The organism is Pirellulales bacterium (genome assembly GCA_019636345.1).
In the GTDB taxonomy this organism is placed as follows: Bacteria; Planctomycetota; Planctomycetia; order Pirellulales; family Lacipirellulaceae.
In genome coordinates this window covers 361076-379205 of sequence record JAHBXQ010000002.1, presented here as the reverse complement: position 1 = coordinate 379205, position 18130 = coordinate 361076, and the positions used below count along the sequence as shown (strand labels likewise).

Genomic DNA, 18130 nt, shown 5'->3' with positions numbered 1-18130 from the left:
CGCGAGCGGCGGCGGCCTTGCGGGAGGTCGCCGCACGCTCGCCCGTGCCATCTCCTGGTAAATCAACTCAAGCGTTAAGCGACCAGCCGAACCGCGGTCCGCAACTCGGTCACGCCCACGACGAACTCCTCGAAGATTCGCAGATCGAGCGCCGACGCGGTGCGAGATTCGGGGTGGAACTGCGTCCCCAGGGCGAACCAATCGGGCATCTCGCTCTCGATCGCCTCGACGACCCCGTCCGGACAGCGGGCGGTCACGGCAAAGCCGGGCGCCAAGTCGTCGATCGCCATGTGGTGCATGCTGTTGACCCGCAGCTCGCCGTCGCCGTAGACGCGGTCCATGATCGACCCTGGCGTGAGCACCAGCGTGTGGCGATGATCGGGATCCAGCGGATCGAAGTGGGGGAGCGCGGTCGGCATGTCCTCGGGAATGTGGAGCATGAGATTGCCGCCGTTGGCGATATTGAGCAGTTGCATCCCGGCGCCGATCCCCAAGACGGGAATCCGCCGCTCGCTGACGACTCGCATCAGCATCCGATCGAACGATTCCCGCCGCGGGTCCTGCAGCCGGACGGTCGGGTGCAGCATCCAGCCGTCGCGACGCGGGTCGAGGTCGGCGCCGCCGATCATCAGCACGCCGTCGACTCGCTCTAGCACCGCTTCGAGGTCAGCCTCGTCGTTGTAGGGAGGCAACAGCAGCGGCAGGCCCCCCGCTTCGTGAATGGCGTCGTAGTAGTCGGCAGCCACGAAGGAGAAAGCCTGTCCGTCTTGTTTCCCAGTGCGGTAATCCAGATTGATCGCAATCAGCGGTTTGGTCATCGTTTGCTCGTCCTTTCCAGCGCCGTCGTGGCGCACGGGGGAAGTGGCAGCAGTCGAGGAGCCCCCCGGCAAACCCTTGCCGGCTGGACGGGGCGGAATGTCGGCGCTCGGCGAGAAATCGAACCGCCAGCGGCTGCCCAAACTCCGACGAGAAACGCCCGTCGAGCGAGAACCGAGAAGCAAGCGGAGTCGCAGGCCAACGTCCTCCCTCGGCCTTGCCGAGCGAACGTCGGGTCCCTTCCATGGGCCCTGCTGCCATCCGTACTGCCGGAGGCGGCGTCACGACGCAAGGCTTTGCGAGACGAACGCCCGGCCCGGCAGGCCGTCTTTCGTCTCGACCGGCGCCACGCCGATCGATTTCCCTATCCTATTGGCCTCGATCTCCTTCTGCTGTTCGACCGTGTCACGCGGTCGGAAAGGATGCAAGTCGGCCGCAGGGTATCAACTTCGTCACGCAGCACAAACGAATCGCCTATCTTGCGACACGGCAGACCGCACGCCTCAACATCGTGTGGTCGCCGCTAGCAGTGCTGGCTGCGCGAACGGGCGAATACGCTGCGCGTGAGGCGGATTCCGACCCCTCGCGTCACAAGAATCGTAGGCGGTTTGCCCGCTGAGGTGCGCGGAGAGCTCAACCTCGATCCACGGACTTGGTTCACAACCGCTGCGATGGAACCGGTTCGACGGATCGTTCCCTCGTTCGCGATCTGAATCGAGCCGACGAAGCGCGAGGGGATGACCGGACGCCCGCGTTTTGCTGCGGTTTCTCCGCCATGCGACGTCTGCTGCAATCCGGCTCAGCCCTGCCACAGGTCGCAGACGATCGCATACCCGAGACTGAAAATCGCGGCATCGACCGCCAAGTGGCTCGCCCAGGGGCCCCACAGGGAACCGGATCGCCGGTAAAGCCACGCCCACGCTGCTCCTCCGACAGCGACGGACAACGACAGAAACCAAGTCAGCCAGTTCGTGAAGCCGAAGTACTTTCCCACCACCAGAACATGATGGGACATAAACCCCAAGGAGGAGATCGCAATTGCGGCATTCACGGGGACGAACCGCTCAAGCTGGCCGAACACGAACCACCGCCAGTAGTACTCTTCGAGGAGCGAGTGACAGACGCTGTAGAAGACGCCGATTGCGACGTATTTGGCCGCGCTGTCGAGTCCCAAGCCCGCGACCTTCGCCCGCATCGCTTCGGCAGCTTCGGAAAACTCCGGCGCCTGGCGGAGCCAGCCGAGATAGAGCCCGACCATCGCCGCGGCGACCGCCCCCCCGAACGCCAGCCCCAACCCGACGCCGCTCGTTCCCGACCAACCGGGCCGCAACCGCCGACGCAGAACGAACACGACCCACGCCGCGGGGAATGCGAATTGGAGGACCTTGACCGTTCCGAACACCGCCCCCTGCACCGCGCTGGGCCACCGCTCAGCATGATAGAAGTAGAGCCAGGTGACGATTGTCGGCAGGACCAGCGCAAAGAGCACCGCGGCCAGATCGCGCCGGCGGGCGACCGGCGATTCGTCCGTGGACCGCTCGGGTTGCAAGCTCATTTCGATTCCTCGTCGTCGGGTTCCGCGGTGACAAGCGCCACGCCGGCGATCGCCAATGGCAACGGGATCAGCGTGATCGTGTACATTCGCCCCGCGTGGTTCCGCGACTCCGCGTCACCGAGTTGATACATGCCGAAAAAGCAGATGATCGCCGCGCACGCGACGAGCAACCCCGCCCCGACGGCCCGCGGCCAGCGTTTGCAGAGCAGCGCTCCCAAGATGAACGGCCCGGGGACGATCAACCCCTCCGCGAGCGCCGCAACCGGTTCGTTGCCGTGGCTCATCAACACAAAGGCCAGCCACAGCAGGCCAAAGGCCCACAGCACCCGCGACACCGCGACCTTCGGGTCCCAGAAGCTGAGGCAGTAGCTTGCGTAGTAGACCACCAGGGCCACGGTCAGCACGAGCGACGCGGGGACCAGATCGGTCCCCAGGTCGAGCCGATTCCAAGTTTGGCCGATGACCGCGACGAACAGTGCGACGCCGGTCGCCAGATAGGCCCGCAGTCCCGCCTTGGCCGCAGCGGCCTGTTGCAGCTCATCGAAATCGCGGAGCACCCCCAACTCCCGCAACACGCCGGGACCGAACGCCCCCAGAGCGGCGAGGATCATCCACCCGCGGTGGACCGTCACTCCCAGAGCAAGCCCCGACGCGACCAAGCCGACGGCAAGCCAAGTGAAAGGGGTGATCCCCATTTGCCCCCCAACCTTCCGTTTGCTGACAATTCCCGCGTTCATGGCGACTGCTCGCTTTCTTCAGCCAGTTCGAAAATCGCTTCGACTGGCATGCCAAAGACCCGGGCCAGGCGGAGGGCCAGCTCGACCGACGGCTGATAATTGCCCCGCTCGATGGCGATGATCGTCTGCCGCGTCACGCCGATGCGGACGGCAAGATCCTGCTGGGTCATGCCGTCGCGCTCGAGCCGAAGTCGTTTTAAGTGGACTTTCATGACACCTGCAGCCCGAATCGTTGCTTGACGTCCGCATTGTAAAGCATTCTTTACATAAAGTCAAGTATACTTTACATACCAGGTCGAGCTGACGGCGGGAATGGCTCACTCCACCACGACAGCACAATGAACACGACCAAGAAAGATCGCGGACTGGCAAGGGTCTGACCTTGCGGTCGAAGTGGGCGCCTGTTCACTGATCCAACCGGGGAGATCGTCGCGCCGTCGTGATTCGGCTCGCCTCGCCGCGGGCGTTTACTGGCGAGGCAGGGGGACCTATTCTGGCGGATTCGGCCCGTTTCCCCAGCTCCGACTGTCACGCCGATGCGGTATCAACGCGTCCATCTCGCCGGACTTGGCTACACGCTTCCGGAGGAGCGCATCGCGAGCGAATCGATCGAGGCCAGGCTCGCACCGGCGTACCAGCGGCTCAAGCTTCCTGCGGGGCGGCTTGAGTTGATGACAGGGATCCGCGAGCGGCGGTTTTTCCCGCCCGGAACGCTCATCGGGGCGATCAGCGTCGAAAGCGGTCGCAAGGCGCTCGCCGCAGCGGGAATCGACCCTGCCGAAATCGGCGCTCTGGTCCACGGCTCAGTCTGCCGAGATTACCTCGAACCGGCAACCGCCTGCGGGGTCCACCATGCCCTGGGGCTGCCGCCGGAATGCGCGATCTTCGACGTCTCGAACGCCTGCCTCGGGATCCTCACCGGAATGACCCTTGTGGCGAACATGATCGAGCTGGGGCAGATTCGCGCGGGACTCGTCGTCGGCACGGAGGACGGACGGTCGCTTGTCGAGAACACGATTCACCGCCTCAACACCGACCATTCGCTCAAGCGCCGCGACGTGAAACCGCTCGTGGCGTCGCTGACGATCGGCTCGGCGAGCGCCGCAGCGGTCTTGAGCGACTCATCCTTCGCCCCTCGCGCCTCGCGCCTCCTCGGCGGCGCCGTCCGCGCCCACACGACGCACAACGACTTGTGCCAGAGTTCGGGGCTGGAGACCTTCATGCACACCGACAGCGAACTGCTGCTGCGCGAGGGAGTCGCAGCCGGCCAAGCGACCTTCGGTGAGTTCTTGAGCGAGGTCGGTTGGGAGCGAGGCGACATCGACCGCACGATCTGCCACCAAGTGGGGATCGCCCACCGCAAGCTGCTGTTCGAGCAGTTGGAACTCGACTCGACGATCGACTACAGCACGTTCGAGATGCTGGGAAACACCGGCGCTGCGGCATTGCCGTCGGCGCTGGCGATGGCCGCAGAGACGGGGTTCTTGCAGGAAGGCCAGCGCGTTGCCCTGCTAGGCATCGGCTCGGGGATCAACTGCCAGATGCTGGGAGTGGAATGGCGGTGAGGAGCGTCGTGCCCTTCGCCACTTCGTGGTTGGCTTTACGAGCGCGGGAACTCGTCCTTGAGCGCGGCGTACAGTCGCTGGAATTTTGGAAACGCTTCGTCGTACGCCTTGCGGGCCTTGGCGTCAGGTTTGGTTTCTTCGGTTGTTTTGACCGTCGCCTTGCACGCTTCCTCGATGCTCTTATATTCGCCGGCGCCGACGGCGGCTAAGAGCGCCACCCCGTACGCGGGACCTTCGTCGGCTGCCATCGCGAAGACCTTCTTGCCGAAGATGTCAGCCTGCATTTGGCGCCAGAAGGGGCTCTTGGCGCCGCCGCCGGTGGCGCGCACTCCGCTCACGGGGACGCCAAGCTGTTCGAACAGGGCGAGGCTGTCGCGCAGCGCGTACGTCACCCCTTCGAGGATCGCCCGGACGACGTGTCCGCGCCCGTGGGCGAGCGTGAGTCCCACCAGCGCCCCGCGGGCGTGCGGGTCGAGATGGGGCGTGCGTTCGCCGGCCAGATAGGGCAGGAACTGCAGCCCTTCGGCGCCGGTCGGGGTCGCGGCAGCCTCGGACACGAGTTGGTCGAACGTGGCGACTGCCTTTCGCTTGCCGCCAGCCGCGGCGACGGTGCAGAGCGCGTTCTGAAACCAAGAGAGCGACCCGCCCGCCGAGAGGATGACTCCCATCATGTGCCACTTGCCGCGCACCGCGTGGCAGAACGTGTGCAGCCGGCCCTGCGGGTCGAACTGCGGCTGGTCGCTGTGGACGAACATCACGCCGCTGGTGCCCAGCGAGCTGGCCATGAGCCCCGAAGCGACAATCCCCGTGCCGACCGCCCCGGCCGCGCAATCGCCGGCGCCGCCGACGACCTTGCAGGCCGTGGTCAGCCCCAGTTGCTTGGCCGCCTCGGGAGTGAGCGTGCCGGTCACTTCCTCCGATTCGACGCAGCGGGGGAGCAAATCCGCCTCCAACTCCAGCTTCGCCAAGAGCGGCTTCGACCACTGCCGCTTCACCACGTCCAACAGCAGCGTGCCGCTGGCGTCGCTCACCTCGGTGGCGTAGTCGCCAGTGAGCCGTCGGCGGATCTCATCCTTGGGCAGCAGCACCTTGGCGAGCTTGGCAAAGTGCCTCGGCTCGTGGTTGCGCAGCCAGAGGACCTTGGGCGCCTGAAAGCCCGTGAGCGCCGGATTGGCGACCAGCTTGATAAGCGCCTTGCGCCCCCCGGCGCGGCGCTCGATCTCTTCGCACTCGGCCGCGGTCCGCTGGTCGTTCCACAACAGCGCAGGGCGAATCACTCGCCCCTCCTTGTCGAGGAAAACCGATCCGTGCATTTGCCCCGAGAGCCCGATTGCGGCGACGTCGCCCGGCTTGAGCCCCGCCCCCTTCATCGCCGCTCGGACCGCCTTCACAGTTCCCTGCCACCAATCCTCGGGGTCCTGCTCGCTCCAGAGCGGCCTGGGGTGCTGGCAGGGGTAACCCGCACTGGCCGCGGCCAGGATCTTCCCCGCGGGGGTCATGGCAATGGCTTTCGTGCCGCTGGTGCCGACGTCGATTCCGATGAGGTGAGACATGGGGCGGAGGATAAGGGGTTAGGAGCGAGGGGATGAGTGATGCGGTCGCGGGGTTGGCAGGCGCGGCGACGAAACCGGCGATGCGAGTATATCCAGCCGCTGGCTGGCCGGTTACCTGCAGCGCAATCTCACGGTTTTTTGCCCGCAATTGCAACACCCGCGGCCGCCGGGTTGTCAAACTCCGCGGGCGGGAGTAGCTTCACGGATTCGCGATCCGGCGGCGGTCCCGAGCCACCAGGGGCCATGCCTGCCGCAGGCTCGGCTCGACCGCTCGTGGGGTCGCCGGCTCCGACGCCCCCCTCCCCCGCTCCCTCCCCGCCCGGGAGGGCCAGTGCGACGTCCCGCCATGATCCGCAACGACCGCGACGACCACCGCATCGTAATCACCGGCATCGGGCTGACCGCACCCAACGGCGACAACTTGGCCGACTATCGGGCTGCGCTGTTGGCCGGCAAGAGCGGCGTCGACCGGTACAACATCCGCTACGTCGGCGACACGCTGGCCGGGCAGGTTCGGTTCGACGAGCTGCGCTACCAGAAGCGCAAAGACGTTCGCCGCGGCACCCGCGCCGGGTCGATCAGCATCTACTGCGCCCAGGAAGCGGTCGCCGACAGCGGCGTCGACTGGCCGAACGTCGATCCCGAGCGGGTCGGCGTCTATATCGGCGTCACCGAACACGGCAATGTCGAGACCGAGAACGAAATCAACGAGATCAAGGCGTTCGACTACGACACGAAGGTCTGGTCGCATCATCACAACCCCCGCACAGTGGCCAACAACCCCGCGGGCGAGATCACGCTGAACATGGGGATCACCGGCCCCCACTACACGATCGGGGCCGCGTGCGCCGCGGGAAACGCGGGGCTGATTCAGGGCGCCCAGATGTTGCGGCTGGGCGAATGCGACTTCGCCATCTCCGGCGGCGTCAGCGAAAGCATCCACACGTTCGGCATCTTCGCCGGATTCGCCAGCCAAGGCGCCTTGGCGACTCACGAGGATCCGACCCGGGCGTCGCGCCCCTTCGACCGCGACCGCAACGGCATCGTAGTGAGCGAAGGGGGCTGCCTGTACACGCTCGAGCGGTACAGCGATGCGGTGCTGCGCGGAGCGAAGATCTACGGCGAACTGGTCGGCTACGCGATGACCAGCGATGCGACCGACTTCGTTCTCCCCAACCCCGTGCAGCAGGCCCGCTGCATGGAGCTCGCTCTCAAGCGGGCCGGGCTCAACGCCGAGGACGTCGACATTGTCAGCACGCACGCCACCGCGACCGCCAGCGGCGACGTCCAGGAATGCGAAGCGCTGCGCCGCGTCTTCGGCGGCTGCCGCCGCACGCGGGTCAACAACACGAAAAGCTTCATCGGCCACGCGATGGGCGCCGCCGGCTCGCTGGAACTAGCGGGGAACCTCCCCTCGTTCGCCGACGGGGTCGTGCATGCAACAATCAACGTCGACGAGCTCGATCCCGAGTGCGCCCTGGACGGCCTCGTGCTCAACGAGCCGCAGGACGTCGGCTCAGTCGAGTACATCCTCAACAACAGCTTCGGCATGCTGGGGATCAACAGCGCGGTGATCATCCGCCGCGTGTAGACCGAAGACGGAAGAGACTTAAACGCCAAGTTCGCCAAGGGCATTGGAACCACGACGACACGACGCCAGACACGGATCAGATCTGCGTCGTGATCATTGTGCCGTCGCGGTTCAGTCGCTCCTTTGGCGTCCTTGGCGGTTCAAAACGAACCAGAGAAGCCCTCGATGACCAAAGACGACATCCGCAACGAAGTCCTCGACATCCTCGCCGACATTGCTCCGGACGAGGACCTCTCCGCGCTCGACGACTCGAAGAGCTTCCGCGAGCAGATGGAGCTCGACAGCATGGATTTCCTCGACATCGTCATGGAACTGCGCAAACGCCACCGCGTGCAAATCCCCGAGGACGACTACGTGAACCTCGCGAGCATGGACTCGACCGTCGCGTATCTTGAGCCGATGATGAAAGACCTGTAACAAGGGCGGAAGGGGGGAAGGCCGAGAGCGAAACGCCCCGACAAGCCCGTCGAATCCTTCCGCCGTCTTTCTTCCACCCTCCCCCCTTCGATGTACGACGCCATCATCATCGGCGCGGGGATGAGCGGGTTGGCGGCCGGCATTCGGCTGGCCCATTACGAACAGCGCGTCTGCATCCTCGAGCGGCACACGACGATCGGCGGACTGAACGGCTTTTATCGCTTGCGCGGCCGCGATTACGACGTCGGGCTGCACGCCCTGACGAACGTCACCCCCAAAGGGACCCGCAAGGGCCCCCTCGCCCGGCTGCTGCGGCAGCTGCGGTTGTCGTGGGACGAACTGGCGATCTCGCCCCAATTGGGCTCAGAGATCGCCTTCCCCTCGGCAAGGTTGCGATTCAGCAACGACCTGGACCTGCTGCGCAGCGAAGTCGCCCAGGCGTTCCCCGGCGAGGTCGACAATTTCGAGCGGCTTGTGGCCGAGGTGGTCGAGTACGACGACCTTGCCGACGAGCACGCCGCGATCTCCGCCCGACAGCGGCTGAGCGAATTGCTCGGCGAGCCGCTGCTCGTGGAGATGCTGTTCTGCCCGCTCATGTTCTACGGCTCGGCCCGCGAGCATGACATGGACTGGGGACAGTTCTCGATCATGTTCCGCAGCATCTTCATGGAGGGGCTGGGGCGCCCGTACGCAGGGGTGCGGCTGATCCTCAAGCATCTTGTGCGGAAGTTCCGCGCACTGGGAGGCGAACTCAAACTCCGCAGCGGCGTCGCCCGCCTCGAGGTCGAGAACAACCGCGTGAGCCGCGTCGTCCTCGACCAGGGCGAGATCCTTGAAGGCCGCCGCATCCTCTCCTCCGCCGGTTGGTGCGAAACGATGCGACTCTGCACCGACGGCACGCCGGTCGCGGCGAGTCGCGCCCCGGGCCGCTTGAGTTTTTGCGAGACGATCGCCACGCTCGACCGCCAGCCGCGCGAACTGGGCCACGAGCGGACGATCACTTTCTACAACGACCACGAGCAGTTCGATTGGACCGTGCCCGTCGAGCCGTGCGACCTGCGCAGCGGCGTGATTTGCAGCCCCAACAATTTCGACTACGAGGAGCCGCTCGGCGACGGAGTGATGCGAATCACCGCCCTGGCGAACTTCGACTACTGGCAGAATCTCGACGAGCGGGCGTACGAACTGGAGAAGCTGCGGTGGTACGACGCGATCACCGCGTCTGCCGTACGGTTCGTGCCCGATTACCGCCATCGGGTCGTCGACACCGACATGTTTACTCCGACGACGATCGTGCGGTTCACAGGTCACGACAACGGCGCCGTCTACGGCGCCCCCGACAAACAAATCGACGGCCGCACGCATCTCGACAACCTCTTCGTCTGCGGCACCGACCAAGGCTTCGTCGGCATCGTCGGCAGCATCGTCAGCGGCATCGGGATGGCGAACATGCACTTTTTGCGCGAAGAGTAGCACCCCAATGGTGCGAGCCGCGGCGTCCCCGCCCAAGGCGCCCGTCGAGCCCCGCCGCCTCATCTGCTAGACTACCCCTCTCGCCGCACCGTCGCTTGCTCCTGCCCCCTCACCTATTTGCCCTCGCTCCCCCATGCCCCGCGATTTCCTCCAAGGCGCCCGCGACGAGTACGACGTTGTCGTGATCGGCTCCGGCCTGGCCGGGCTCACCTCGGCCAATATCCTGGCCCGCGCCGGGCATTCGGTGCTGCTGCTGGAACAACACTACAAACTCGGCGGGATGGCTACCTGGTTCAAACGGCCGGGGGGGCACATCTTCGACATCTCGCTCCACGGTTTCCCCTACGGCATGGTGAAGTCCTGCCGCCGGTACTGGTCGAAGGAGATCGCCGACTCGATCGTGCAGCTCGACGGCGTGCGGTTCGACAACCCCATGTTCTCGCTCTGGACCAGTTTCACCCGCGAGGACTTCACGAACCAACTCATCGAGAAGTTCCAGGTTCCAGCAGAAAAGGTCGTCGCTTTTTTTGACAAAGCGCGGGGGATGAACTTCTACGACGACCAGCAGGCGACCACCCGCGAGCTGTTCGACGAATTCTTCCCCGGACGCGAGGACGTGATCCGGCTTCTTATGGAGCCGATCACTTACGCCAACGGCAGCACGCTCGAGGATCCCGCGATCAGCTACGGGATCGTCTTCTCGAACTTCATGTCCAAGGGGGTGTTCACCTTTCAGGGAGGAACCGACAAACTCATCGGGGCGATGCACGGCGAGTTGGTCAAGAGCGGCGTCGACATCCGCATCAACTGCGATGCGACCCGCATCAACGTCCGCAACGACCGCGTCGAATCGGTCGAGATCGACGCCAAGGGAACCCAGCGGACGATCCGCTGCGGGGCGGTGGTCAGCAACGCAAACATCCGTCAGACCGTATTCAACCTCGTCGGCGAGGAGAAGTTTTCGCCGAGCTTCGTCGACGAAGCCCGGGCCGTGCGGCTCAACAACAGCAGCACGCAGGTGTACATCGCGCTGGGCGAGGACGATCTGCTCGACGTCCGCGAGCTGGGGGACCTGCTGTTCAGTTCCACGGCGCCTCGATTCGAGACCGACGCCCTGCTGTCTCGCAACGTGACCAGCCGGACGTATTCGTTTTACTACCCCAAAACGCGCCCCCATCGCGAGCCGCGTTGTCTCATTGTCAGCAGTACGAACGCCCACTACCGCGACTGGGCCGATTTGCCCGAGGACGAGTACCAAGCGAGCAAGCGGGACCTGTGCGAAACGACGCTCGACGCCCTGGACAAGTACGTGCCGAACGTACGGCAGAGGGCCGTTCACGTCGAGGCGTCGACCCCGCGGAGCTTCCGCCACTACACGGCCCACCCGGCCGGGGCGAGCTTCGGCACGAAGTTCGAGGGCCTCGCCGTGAGCCGCGCTCTGCCCCAGCAAATCGCCGGTCTGTACCACGCCGGCAGCGTCGGGATCATCATGAGCGGCTGGCTGGGAGCGATGAACTACGGCGTGATCGTGGCGAACGAGGTGGACAATCAACTCGTGACGAGCGGATCGCGAAGCACGGCGGGAGCGGAGCGGAGCGTGGCGAGCGACGTTGCAGGCTGAAGTCGCCGAGACGATTCCTACAGCGACTCCTCCTATAGACTTTGTTGGCGATCAATTCAGTTTGGATCTGAAGTCGTCCATCGATACGGAGATGTTCCATGAAGAGTTTTGACCGCATTGCCTCCGATCCAGCTGTCCAGGAAGGCCAGGCGTGCATCCGCGGGCAACGGCTCACTGTGAAACGGTTGCTGGAAGCCTTGGCGCTCTATCCCGATCGCAAGGACCTGCGGATCGAGTATCCCGAACTCGACGACGAAGATATCCGCCAAGCCCTGGAATATGCGGCTGCCGCTTTGGACGATCGCGTCATTGAACTGAAGTGACGCCGCATGCGATTCTTACTGGACCAAGGTCTGCCTCGCTCAGCGGTTGAGCCGCTCCGGGCTGCGGGGTTTGACGCTGAGCACGTCGGCGAACTCGGAATGCACGCCGCTCCCGATACAGCGATCATGGCTGCGGCCGTTGATCGAGATGCCGTTGTCGTTTCGTTGGACTCGGATTTTCACGCCCTGCTTGCAGCCAGCGGAGCATCGGGGCCTTCGGTCATTCGCGTCCGAATCGAAGGGCTCAGAGGTCCCGAACTTGCAGAACTGATCAAGACGACGGCAGCGGCGACAGGCGATGAACTCGAAGCGGGCGCCGTGGTCACTGTGACGGAACGACAGATTCGCGTTCGTTCGCTCCCCATTGGCAAGAAACCTCGCTGAAGGAACTGCAACAGCGTGCTCGATCTCTATTCAAGGTCCTTGGGCCGACAGTTTGGTGCCAGGGGCGTCAGCCCTGGAACCGAGGAAACTTAGATCCGTGAGCACTGGAGGGGCGGTATGAAGATCGTCGTCGCATTCATGTCGCCCCGCTGGGGCTATGGTATTTCTCCCACAACGATTCCAGGGGCTGGCCCCGCTGGTCGCCTGACGCCGGCCCTCCGAGCCTGAGACATTTCTCGAATTGCGGCTTCCCTCAAACGAGTCGCCGAGACGAACAATCCAACCGCTTTGATCCATATTCCTCGGCGGTTCCATCGCTTTTGAAATCCTATGTCGCTCGCACAAATCCAAGCCGCCATCCCTCACCGTCCGCCGTTTTTGCTTGTCGACGAGATCGTCGAGCAGAGCGACTCGCGGATCGTCTGCTGCAAGACCTTCACCGGCGACGAGTTTTGGTACCAGGGGCACTACCCCGATTATCCGCTTACGCCGGGGGTGTTGTTGTGCGAGGCGGCGATGCAGGCCGGGGCGGTCCTCTTGTCGAAGCAGGCGGCCGACGTGCCGGGGGCCGTGCCGGTTGCGACGCGACTCAACAATGTGCAGTTCAAGCAGATGGTCCGCCCGGGCGATACTATCGAGATTGAAACCGAGCTGACCGATCGGATCTCGAACGCCTACTTCATGAAGTCCCGCGTCACCGTGGCGGGCAAGCTGGCGTGCCGTTGCGAGTTTGCCTGCACGATGGCGCCGCGGCCCGCCGGCAACGACCAATGACCAAGCACCAATGACCCAGTGAGTCCCATTGGCCGGCATCAGCGGCCATTGGGACTTGGTCATTGGTCATTCACCAAGTGCCCCATGTCGAACGACTATCTCCAACTCGCAGGCCGGCGCATCCTCGTCTTCGGGGTCGCCAATCGCAAAAGCGTGGCATGGCACGTCGCCGACCAGCTCGAAGCGGCGGGCGCCGAGGTCGTGCATGTCGTACGCTCGCATCAACGTCAAGAACTCACGGCCAAATTGCTCGCCGGGCGAGCGGTGTTCGTTTGCGACGTCGAGCGACAGCCTGAAATCGACGCCCTTGCCGCGGAGCTCAAGGCGCAATTCCCCGCGGGCTTCCACGGGCTGGTCCACTCGATCGCCTTTGCCGATTACGACGAAGGTGGGGTGCGCCCCTTTCACGAGACGACCCGGGCGCAGTTGTTGCGGACCTTCGACGTTTCCTGCTTCTCTTTGATCGCATTGGCCAATGCGTTCAAAGACCAGCTTGCACGAGACGCTTCGGTCGTGACGATCTCGATCTCGACGACCCGGATGGCGAGCGAAAACTACGGTTTTATGGCGCCGGTGAAGGCGGCGCTCGACAGCAGTCTGGCGTTTCTTGCCAAGAGCTTCTCGCAGTTCAGCGAGGTGCGGTTCAACGCCGTGGCGCCGGGGCTGCTCAAGACCTCGGCCTCGGCGGGGATCCCGGGCTACGTCGACTCGTATTTGTTTGCCGAGCGGGCGACCCTTCGCGGCCGGGCCGTGCAGACCGGCGAGGCGGCCGCCGCGGCCGTGTTCCTATTGAGCCCGCGTTCGAGCGGCATCAACGCCCAACGCCTCGTCGTCGACGCGGGGATGGAGGTGAATTACTTCGACCAACGACTCGTGCACGCGGCCGTCGAAGGGTTGGAGCGGCCGCAGGGGTAGGTTCTCGGTCAAAGCGACTGCGAGACCTCGGGGCAGGGGGGCTTGCGGACGACGAGTTTCGTCGGGGCTCGGCAGTTGCGGTTCCTCACATCCGCGGAAACCGGCGCCCTCGTCCGTTGCCGTGGGGCGCGATTACGACGCCGCAATTCGGCACTTCACTCGTCGACTTGTCACGCCAAAAACGTCCGGCGCCGACACAATTGTTGGCCGGGTCGCTAACCCCATGGTATGATGGGACTTGAGGCAATTGGTCGGCGTCGAAACCGGGCTGGGGCGGGAAATCCCCCTGGCGCGACCCCTCGCCGACGCGGAGAAGAGGTCGTACAGTTGTCCCCGGCCCGCAGGGAGGGGGCATCCCTGTTCGCCCGTGTCGGTCGTAGCGCCCGGCGGAGCGCACGCGCGATCGACAGGGCGGCAAGCTGACTGCGCCCCCTTCCCTGTTGCCGCAGGTCGCACCAAGCTTGTCCCTAGATCGCGCCGCCTGTGTCCAAAGAGACCGACGACTTCTTGGATCTCGTACGCCGGAGCCAACTGGTCGAGGAAGACCAGTTGAACAAGTTCTTGGCCGAGTTGGCTGCGCGCCTCGGCAGCAAGCTCCCCGCGGCCAAGGACAAGCTGGCCGAGGAGATGATCTCCACCGGGCTGCTGACTGAGTGGCAATGCGAGAAGCTGCTGGCCGGCAAGCATAAGGGCTTCATCCTCGGCAAATACAAGTTGCTGCGCCACCTCGGCAAAGGCGGGATGAGCCAGGTCTACCTCGCCGAGCACATGCTCATGAAGCGCAAGGTGGCCATCAAGGTGCTGCCGCAGAATCGTGTCGAGGACTCCAGCTATCTCGAACGCTTCCGCATCGAAGCCCGGGCCGCGGCCAAGCTTGACGATCCGAATATCGTCCGGGCGTACGACATCGACCACCACGACAAGACCCACTATCTGGTCATGGAGTACGTCGAGGGTCGAGATCTGCACGTCCTGGTCCGAGAGGTCGGCCCGCTCGACTACGTCATGGCGGCCGACTACATCGCCCAGGCGGCGCGAGGTCTGGCCCATGCGCATGACATGGGACTGGTTCATCGCGACATCAAGCCGGCCAACTGCCTGGTCGACAATCATCATGTCGTGAAGATCCTCGACATGGGACTGGCGCGACTGGTGGACGACGAAGCGTCGCTCACCATGGAGAACAACGAGAACGTGCTGGGGACGGCCGACTATCTGGCTCCCGAGCAGGCGCTCAACAGCCACAAGGCCGACCATCGGGCCGACATCTACAGCCTGGGGTGCACGCTGTACTTCCTGCTGACGGGCCACCCGCCGTTTCCCGACGGCACGATTTCCGAGCGGCTGCTCAAGCACCAGGTCGAGAAGGCGCCGAGCATCTTCAACGACCGGCCCGACGCACCGCCGGGGCTGGTGAACATCTGCAACCGGATGATGGCCAAGAAAGCGGAGGACCGGTATCAAACGGCGAGCGAGGTCTCCGAGCGGCTCACGGAGTGGCTGGCCGAGCGCGGTCACACGGTCGGATCGTTGAGCAAACGAGACGCCGGCGGCAGCAGCGGTTCCGACGGCATCGGCAGCGACGTCTTCCGACGATTCAGCGCGGGGCTGAGCAGCCCGGGCGGGGGGGGCAGCGGCGGCAAGCCGAGTTCTCCCAGCGGCAGCGGCATCGGGCGCACGCAAGGGCGTCGCCCTGCGCAGCAGCGTCCGCGGCCAGTCGCGGCCTCGACTGAACCTGAGGAAGATCTCGCGCTCGCCCCGTTCGACGAGGAGGACGGCAAGGCAAAGAGCGGCTCGGCCCCGGCGACCGCCAAACCCGCCATGTCGCCGGCCACGGCCACGGCCTCCGGTCCCCCCAGCGATCCGCAGATCAAGCGGCCCGTGCGATCGCTGATTGAGGAAGAACTCGAATCGGCCCGGTCGAAGCAACCCAAAGCCCCCCCGCCTCGGCGGCCCGACGAATTCAATCCGCTGCAACCGCCGGGCTACGTCCCCCCTAGCAACGGTCCGCCGGCGTGGATCTTCGTGCTCGTAGGCCTGGGGGTCGTCGCCCTGATCGTCGTCATCGCGGCGATTGGACTGGCGTCGTAACGGCGCGATGCCTCGAGCGTGTTATTGCGTTGCCGACACGATGCGGCGAAACGTCCGCCAGTCGCCCAAGGCAAACGCTTCAGCCGGAGGTCGGCTCGCCAAAATCGCAGCCGCGTAGAGCCCCGCGAGCACCAGCCACACGTCGCGCATCCCCAGGTACATCGACGAATACTCGATCATCGCCCCCAGCATGGCGCCGACGAGGTTGATCCCCAACGCGTAGCCGGCGGACTCCTGCTCGCTGAACAACCGGCTGAAGCAGACCGCCGCGAAAAACACCGGCGTTCCGGCCAAGGCCGCCGCGGCGACGGCTCGCCACGCCTCGTCGAGCCCCAACAGCGACTGCAGCGGCAGGACGTAGTTGACGGCGATCGACGCGAGCAATCCGATCCAGGCCGTCGGCAACGAGGGGGCGCAGTTTTTCATCACTGCCAAGTTGGCGAGAAAGATCGTCGACAACGCCGCCGCGAACACAACTGCGTTGACCACCCAGGTGCTGCCGAACAGCAGAGCGAGGCGCACGATCGCGGCCGATTCGAGCAGCGTGAACCCCGCTCCCAAGAGCAGGAAGTTCACATGCCAGCCAGACGCCGCGGTGCTGGTCCGCAGCAGAGCGAAGGCCCCCAACACCAGCGCCGACGCCGCGGCGAACAGCTTCCAATACACGGGGGCGATCGTCGGCCGCTCAAGATACAAATACGGCCAGTCGTCGGTGTTGACCCGACCGCCGGAGAGCCCCTCGACCAGCGCCGGGTCGGCGCCGAAGCCCTCGATCCCCGGACCCGCGACAATCGTGGCGTTGAACAAGAACTGCTCGTGAGACCGGAAGAACTCCAGCCGCGGCCCAAACGCAGCGTGGACCGTGGCGACGACCCGCTCGAACAGCCACGGCTTCATGATCGAGTAGTACAGACCGACCATCCCGTCCGCCGCCAGCCGGCGGCGGGCGTCGCGAAAGGCCTCGACCGTGTATACGTAGTTCTCAAGCCGCAGATTCGCCGCCCCGGACAGCAGCGTCTGCGAGTCAAGCGTCGCAAAGACCACAAGGTCGAATTCTTCGCGGCTCGAATGGAGGTAGTGACGAGCGTCGTCCAAACGCACCTCGACGCGCGGGTCGGAGTACGGGAGAGTTCGATTGAGTCGGCGGCCCAGGTCGTAAATCGCCGGGTCGATCTCGATCGCCACGATCCGCTCGGCGCCGTTCTGCAGGGCGATGTTTACGTCGTTGCCGGCGCCGGCGCCGAGGATCAGCACCCGCCGCGGCGAGCGTCCGTCGTGACACGCGCGGTACCGGTCATAGGGTACGCAAAACCGCTGAGCCGTCTCCTCGGCCACCTGATTGTCCTCGGCGCTGAAATCGAGGGCGAACTGATGAAAGCTCGAGTTGACCCACACTCGCAGTCCGGCGGGTTCCTCTTCATATTGGACGAGGTAGTAGGGACTCCACACCGACAAGTGGGAGGTTTGGGAAAACAAGAGGAACGCTCCGCCGGCGGCCGCGACGCTCGCCCGCATCAACCAGCGCCGACTCAGGAATGCGGCCCACAACACGCCGACGACCGGCGGCCAAACCCAAGGGGGAACCTGCAGGTACGAACTCGCCGCAAACGCAATCGTTCCCAACAGACTCCCCGCGATATCCCACGAGTAGGCGGTCAACCGCGGGTGCTCGTCCATCCGTCGGGCCAGTTCTTGCCCCATTGACGCAAACGGGAGAGCCGAACAGACGAGCGCCGCCAGAGCTGTCCAAAACAGCGGCAGCCGCGGCGCCTCGGACCGCGCCGCTTGGTCCTGCAGCCAGTAATGCACGCTGCGGGTCTCGTCGTAGACGATGATCCCCCGCGCGACGAGGATGAACCCGCACATCGCCAGCAGCCCGACCGGCAGCAACCACGCCAAGCGCGGCCCGCGCACCAGGATGCAGCCGATTCCCAGTCCGAAGAAGCTGGCGATAAGGATCAGGTTGGTAAAGTAGGAGATCGCCTTGACCTCGGCCGGCGCGAGACGGATCAGAGCCAGCTCGAGCGCCAGAATGCTGAACGACGCGAACGCGACGCGCCACGTCTGCGGAGCGGACCGAGTCGGCGATACGGCGACCGGAACGGATAGCGATTCAAACGACACGGGCCGACTCGGCATGAGCGAGGCGAGCTTCCGTCAGGGGGCGGGGACGTCCGTGTTCGCTCCCCATCGGCCCGCGCGTCCGGGCGTCTCGACGGCGGCGAAAAGATTGCCGCATGCGCGGATTGTAACGCTAGCCGGGTGCGCCGCGGATGCGTGCGGAGCCGATCGGACTGGGGCGGACCCTGGGAAGG

The 18130-nt window shown here is 64.9% G+C and carries 16 protein-coding genes; 10 read left to right on the top strand and 6 right to left on the bottom strand.

Translation table 11 applies throughout. From position 1 onward, the window contains the following. Positions 1 to 74: 74 nt before the first annotated feature. The 4 genes from KF688_05340 to KF688_05325 all read right to left on the bottom strand — a co-directional run bounded on the left by KF688_05340 (position 75) and on the right by KF688_05325 (position 3320). Positions 75 to 818 (bottom strand): gamma-glutamyl-gamma-aminobutyrate hydrolase family protein, encoded by a 744-nt coding sequence (locus KF688_05340; protein MBX3425085.1) that lies wholly within the window; start codon positions 816 to 818, stop codon positions 75 to 77. 797 nt (positions 819 to 1615) lie between these two features. Next, positions 1616 to 2371, bottom strand: coding sequence for a CPBP family intramembrane metalloprotease (locus tag KF688_05335; GenBank protein ID MBX3425084.1), 756 nt, complete (start codon positions 2369 to 2371; stop codon positions 1616 to 1618). Continuing rightward, positions 2368 to 3108, bottom strand: a complete 741-nt coding sequence (locus KF688_05330; GenBank protein ID MBX3425083.1) for a hypothetical protein — start codon at positions 3106 to 3108, stop codon at positions 2368 to 2370. The genes KF688_05335 and KF688_05330 overlap by 4 nt, the downstream gene beginning before the upstream one ends. After that, the gene (locus KF688_05325; protein ID MBX3425082.1) at positions 3105 to 3320 is read right to left on the bottom strand and encodes a helix-turn-helix transcriptional regulator; all 216 of its coding nucleotides are present in this window, start codon (positions 3318 to 3320) and stop codon (positions 3105 to 3107) included. The genes KF688_05330 and KF688_05325 overlap by 4 nt, the downstream gene beginning before the upstream one ends. A 324-nt stretch (positions 3321 to 3644) precedes the next feature. Between KF688_05325 and KF688_05320 the strand changes: the two genes are divergently transcribed. Further along, on the top strand, positions 3645 to 4673 hold the full coding sequence (locus KF688_05320; protein ID MBX3425081.1) for a 3-oxoacyl-ACP synthase III: 1029 nt from the start codon (positions 3645 to 3647) through the stop codon (positions 4671 to 4673). 35 nt (positions 4674 to 4708) lie between these two features. On the opposite strand, the gene xylB is transcribed toward KF688_05320, so the two are convergent. Further along, the gene (gene xylB / locus KF688_05315) at positions 4709 to 6226 is read right to left on the bottom strand and encodes a xylulokinase (GenBank protein MBX3425080.1); all 1518 of its coding nucleotides are present in this window, start codon (positions 6224 to 6226) and stop codon (positions 4709 to 4711) included. A gap of 346 nt (positions 6227 to 6572) precedes the next feature. Here xylB and KF688_05310 point away from each other — a divergent pair, with 346 nt between their 5' ends. From KF688_05310 to KF688_05270, 9 genes are all read left to right on the top strand, one after another. After that, positions 6573 to 7817 carry a beta-ketoacyl-[acyl-carrier-protein] synthase family protein gene (locus KF688_05310; protein MBX3425079.1) on the top strand — a complete coding sequence of 415 codons (1245 nt, stop codon included), beginning with the start codon at positions 6573 to 6575 and terminating at the stop codon, positions 7815 to 7817. Positions 7818 to 7982: 165 nt separating this feature from the next. Further along, entirely contained in the window at positions 7983 to 8234 is a 252-nt protein-coding gene (locus KF688_05305; GenBank protein MBX3425078.1) for an acyl carrier protein, read from the top strand. Positions 8235 to 8324: 90 nt separating this feature from the next. Next, on the top strand, positions 8325 to 9707 hold the full coding sequence (locus tag KF688_05300) for an NAD(P)/FAD-dependent oxidoreductase (protein MBX3425077.1): 1383 nt from the start codon (positions 8325 to 8327) through the stop codon (positions 9705 to 9707). 133 nt (positions 9708 to 9840) lie between these two features. Continuing rightward, on the top strand, positions 9841 to 11328 hold the full coding sequence (locus KF688_05295) for an NAD(P)/FAD-dependent oxidoreductase (protein ID MBX3425076.1): 1488 nt from the start codon (positions 9841 to 9843) through the stop codon (positions 11326 to 11328). A gap of 98 nt (positions 11329 to 11426) precedes the next feature. Further along, a complete protein-coding gene (locus KF688_05290; protein ID MBX3425075.1) occupies positions 11427 to 11651 on the top strand; it encodes a DUF433 domain-containing protein in 225 nt (74 codons plus the stop codon). A 6-nt stretch (positions 11652 to 11657) separates the two neighbouring features. Continuing rightward, positions 11658 to 12035: a DUF5615 family PIN-like protein gene (locus KF688_05285; protein MBX3425074.1), complete on the top strand. Its 378-nt coding sequence runs from the start codon at positions 11658 to 11660 to the stop codon at positions 12033 to 12035. 330 nt (positions 12036 to 12365) lie between these two features. Continuing rightward, a complete protein-coding gene (gene fabZ, locus KF688_05280; protein MBX3425073.1) occupies positions 12366 to 12809 on the top strand; it encodes a 3-hydroxyacyl-ACP dehydratase FabZ in 444 nt (147 codons plus the stop codon). A gap of 84 nt (positions 12810 to 12893) precedes the next feature. Continuing rightward, the gene (locus KF688_05275; protein MBX3425072.1) at positions 12894 to 13724 is read left to right on the top strand and encodes an SDR family oxidoreductase; all 831 of its coding nucleotides are present in this window, start codon (positions 12894 to 12896) and stop codon (positions 13722 to 13724) included. 627 nt (positions 13725 to 14351) lie between these two features. Then, the gene (locus tag KF688_05270) at positions 14352 to 15815 is read left to right on the top strand and encodes a protein kinase (GenBank protein MBX3425071.1); all 1464 of its coding nucleotides are present in this window, start codon (positions 14352 to 14354) and stop codon (positions 15813 to 15815) included. Positions 15816 to 15836: 21 nt separating this feature from the next. On the opposite strand, the gene KF688_05265 is transcribed toward KF688_05270, so the two are convergent. Beyond that, positions 15837 to 17954: a hypothetical protein gene (locus KF688_05265; protein MBX3425070.1), complete on the bottom strand. Its 2118-nt coding sequence runs from the start codon at positions 17952 to 17954 to the stop codon at positions 15837 to 15839. Positions 17955 to 18130: the final 176 nt, after the last annotated feature.

Bases quoted from the DNA above. Each gene is read 5' to 3' on its own strand.
- KF688_05285 (MBX3425074.1), top strand. From the start codon at position 11,658: ATGCGATTCTTACTGGACCAAGGTCTGCCTCGCTCAGCGGTTGAGCCG.
- KF688_05300 (MBX3425077.1), top strand. From the start codon at position 8,325: ATGTACGACGCCATCATCATCGGCGCGGGGATGAGCGGGTTGGCGGCC.
- KF688_05275 (MBX3425072.1), top strand. From the start codon at position 12,894: ATGTCGAACGACTATCTCCAACTCGCAGGCCGGCGCATCCTCGTCTTC.
- KF688_05325 (MBX3425082.1), bottom strand. From the start codon at position 3,320: ATGAAAGTCCACTTAAAACGACTTCGGCTCGAGCGCGACGGCATGACC.
- KF688_05290 (MBX3425075.1), top strand. From the start codon at position 11,427: ATGAAGAGTTTTGACCGCATTGCCTCCGATCCAGCTGTCCAGGAAGGC.
- KF688_05310 (MBX3425079.1), top strand. From the start codon at position 6,573: ATGATCCGCAACGACCGCGACGACCACCGCATCGTAATCACCGGCATC.
- KF688_05305 (MBX3425078.1), top strand. From the start codon at position 7,983: ATGACCAAAGACGACATCCGCAACGAAGTCCTCGACATCCTCGCCGAC.
- KF688_05270 (MBX3425071.1), top strand. From the start codon at position 14,352: ATGATCTCCACCGGGCTGCTGACTGAGTGGCAATGCGAGAAGCTGCTG.
- KF688_05295 (MBX3425076.1), top strand. From the start codon at position 9,841: ATGCCCCGCGATTTCCTCCAAGGCGCCCGCGACGAGTACGACGTTGTC.
- fabZ (MBX3425073.1), top strand. From the start codon at position 12,366: ATGTCGCTCGCACAAATCCAAGCCGCCATCCCTCACCGTCCGCCGTTT.
- KF688_05330 (MBX3425083.1), bottom strand. From the start codon at position 3,108: ATGAACGCGGGAATTGTCAGCAAACGGAAGGTTGGGGGGCAAATGGGG.
- KF688_05340 (MBX3425085.1), bottom strand. From the start codon at position 818: ATGACCAAACCGCTGATTGCGATCAATCTGGATTACCGCACTGGGAAA.
- xylB (MBX3425080.1), bottom strand. From the start codon at position 6,226: ATGTCTCACCTCATCGGAATCGACGTCGGCACCAGCGGCACGAAAGCC.
- KF688_05265 (MBX3425070.1), bottom strand. From the start codon at position 17,954: ATGCCGAGTCGGCCCGTGTCGTTTGAATCGCTATCCGTTCCGGTCGCC.
- KF688_05320 (MBX3425081.1), top strand. From the start codon at position 3,645: ATGCGGTATCAACGCGTCCATCTCGCCGGACTTGGCTACACGCTTCCG.
- KF688_05335 (MBX3425084.1), bottom strand. From the start codon at position 2,371: ATGAGCTTGCAACCCGAGCGGTCCACGGACGAATCGCCGGTCGCCCGC.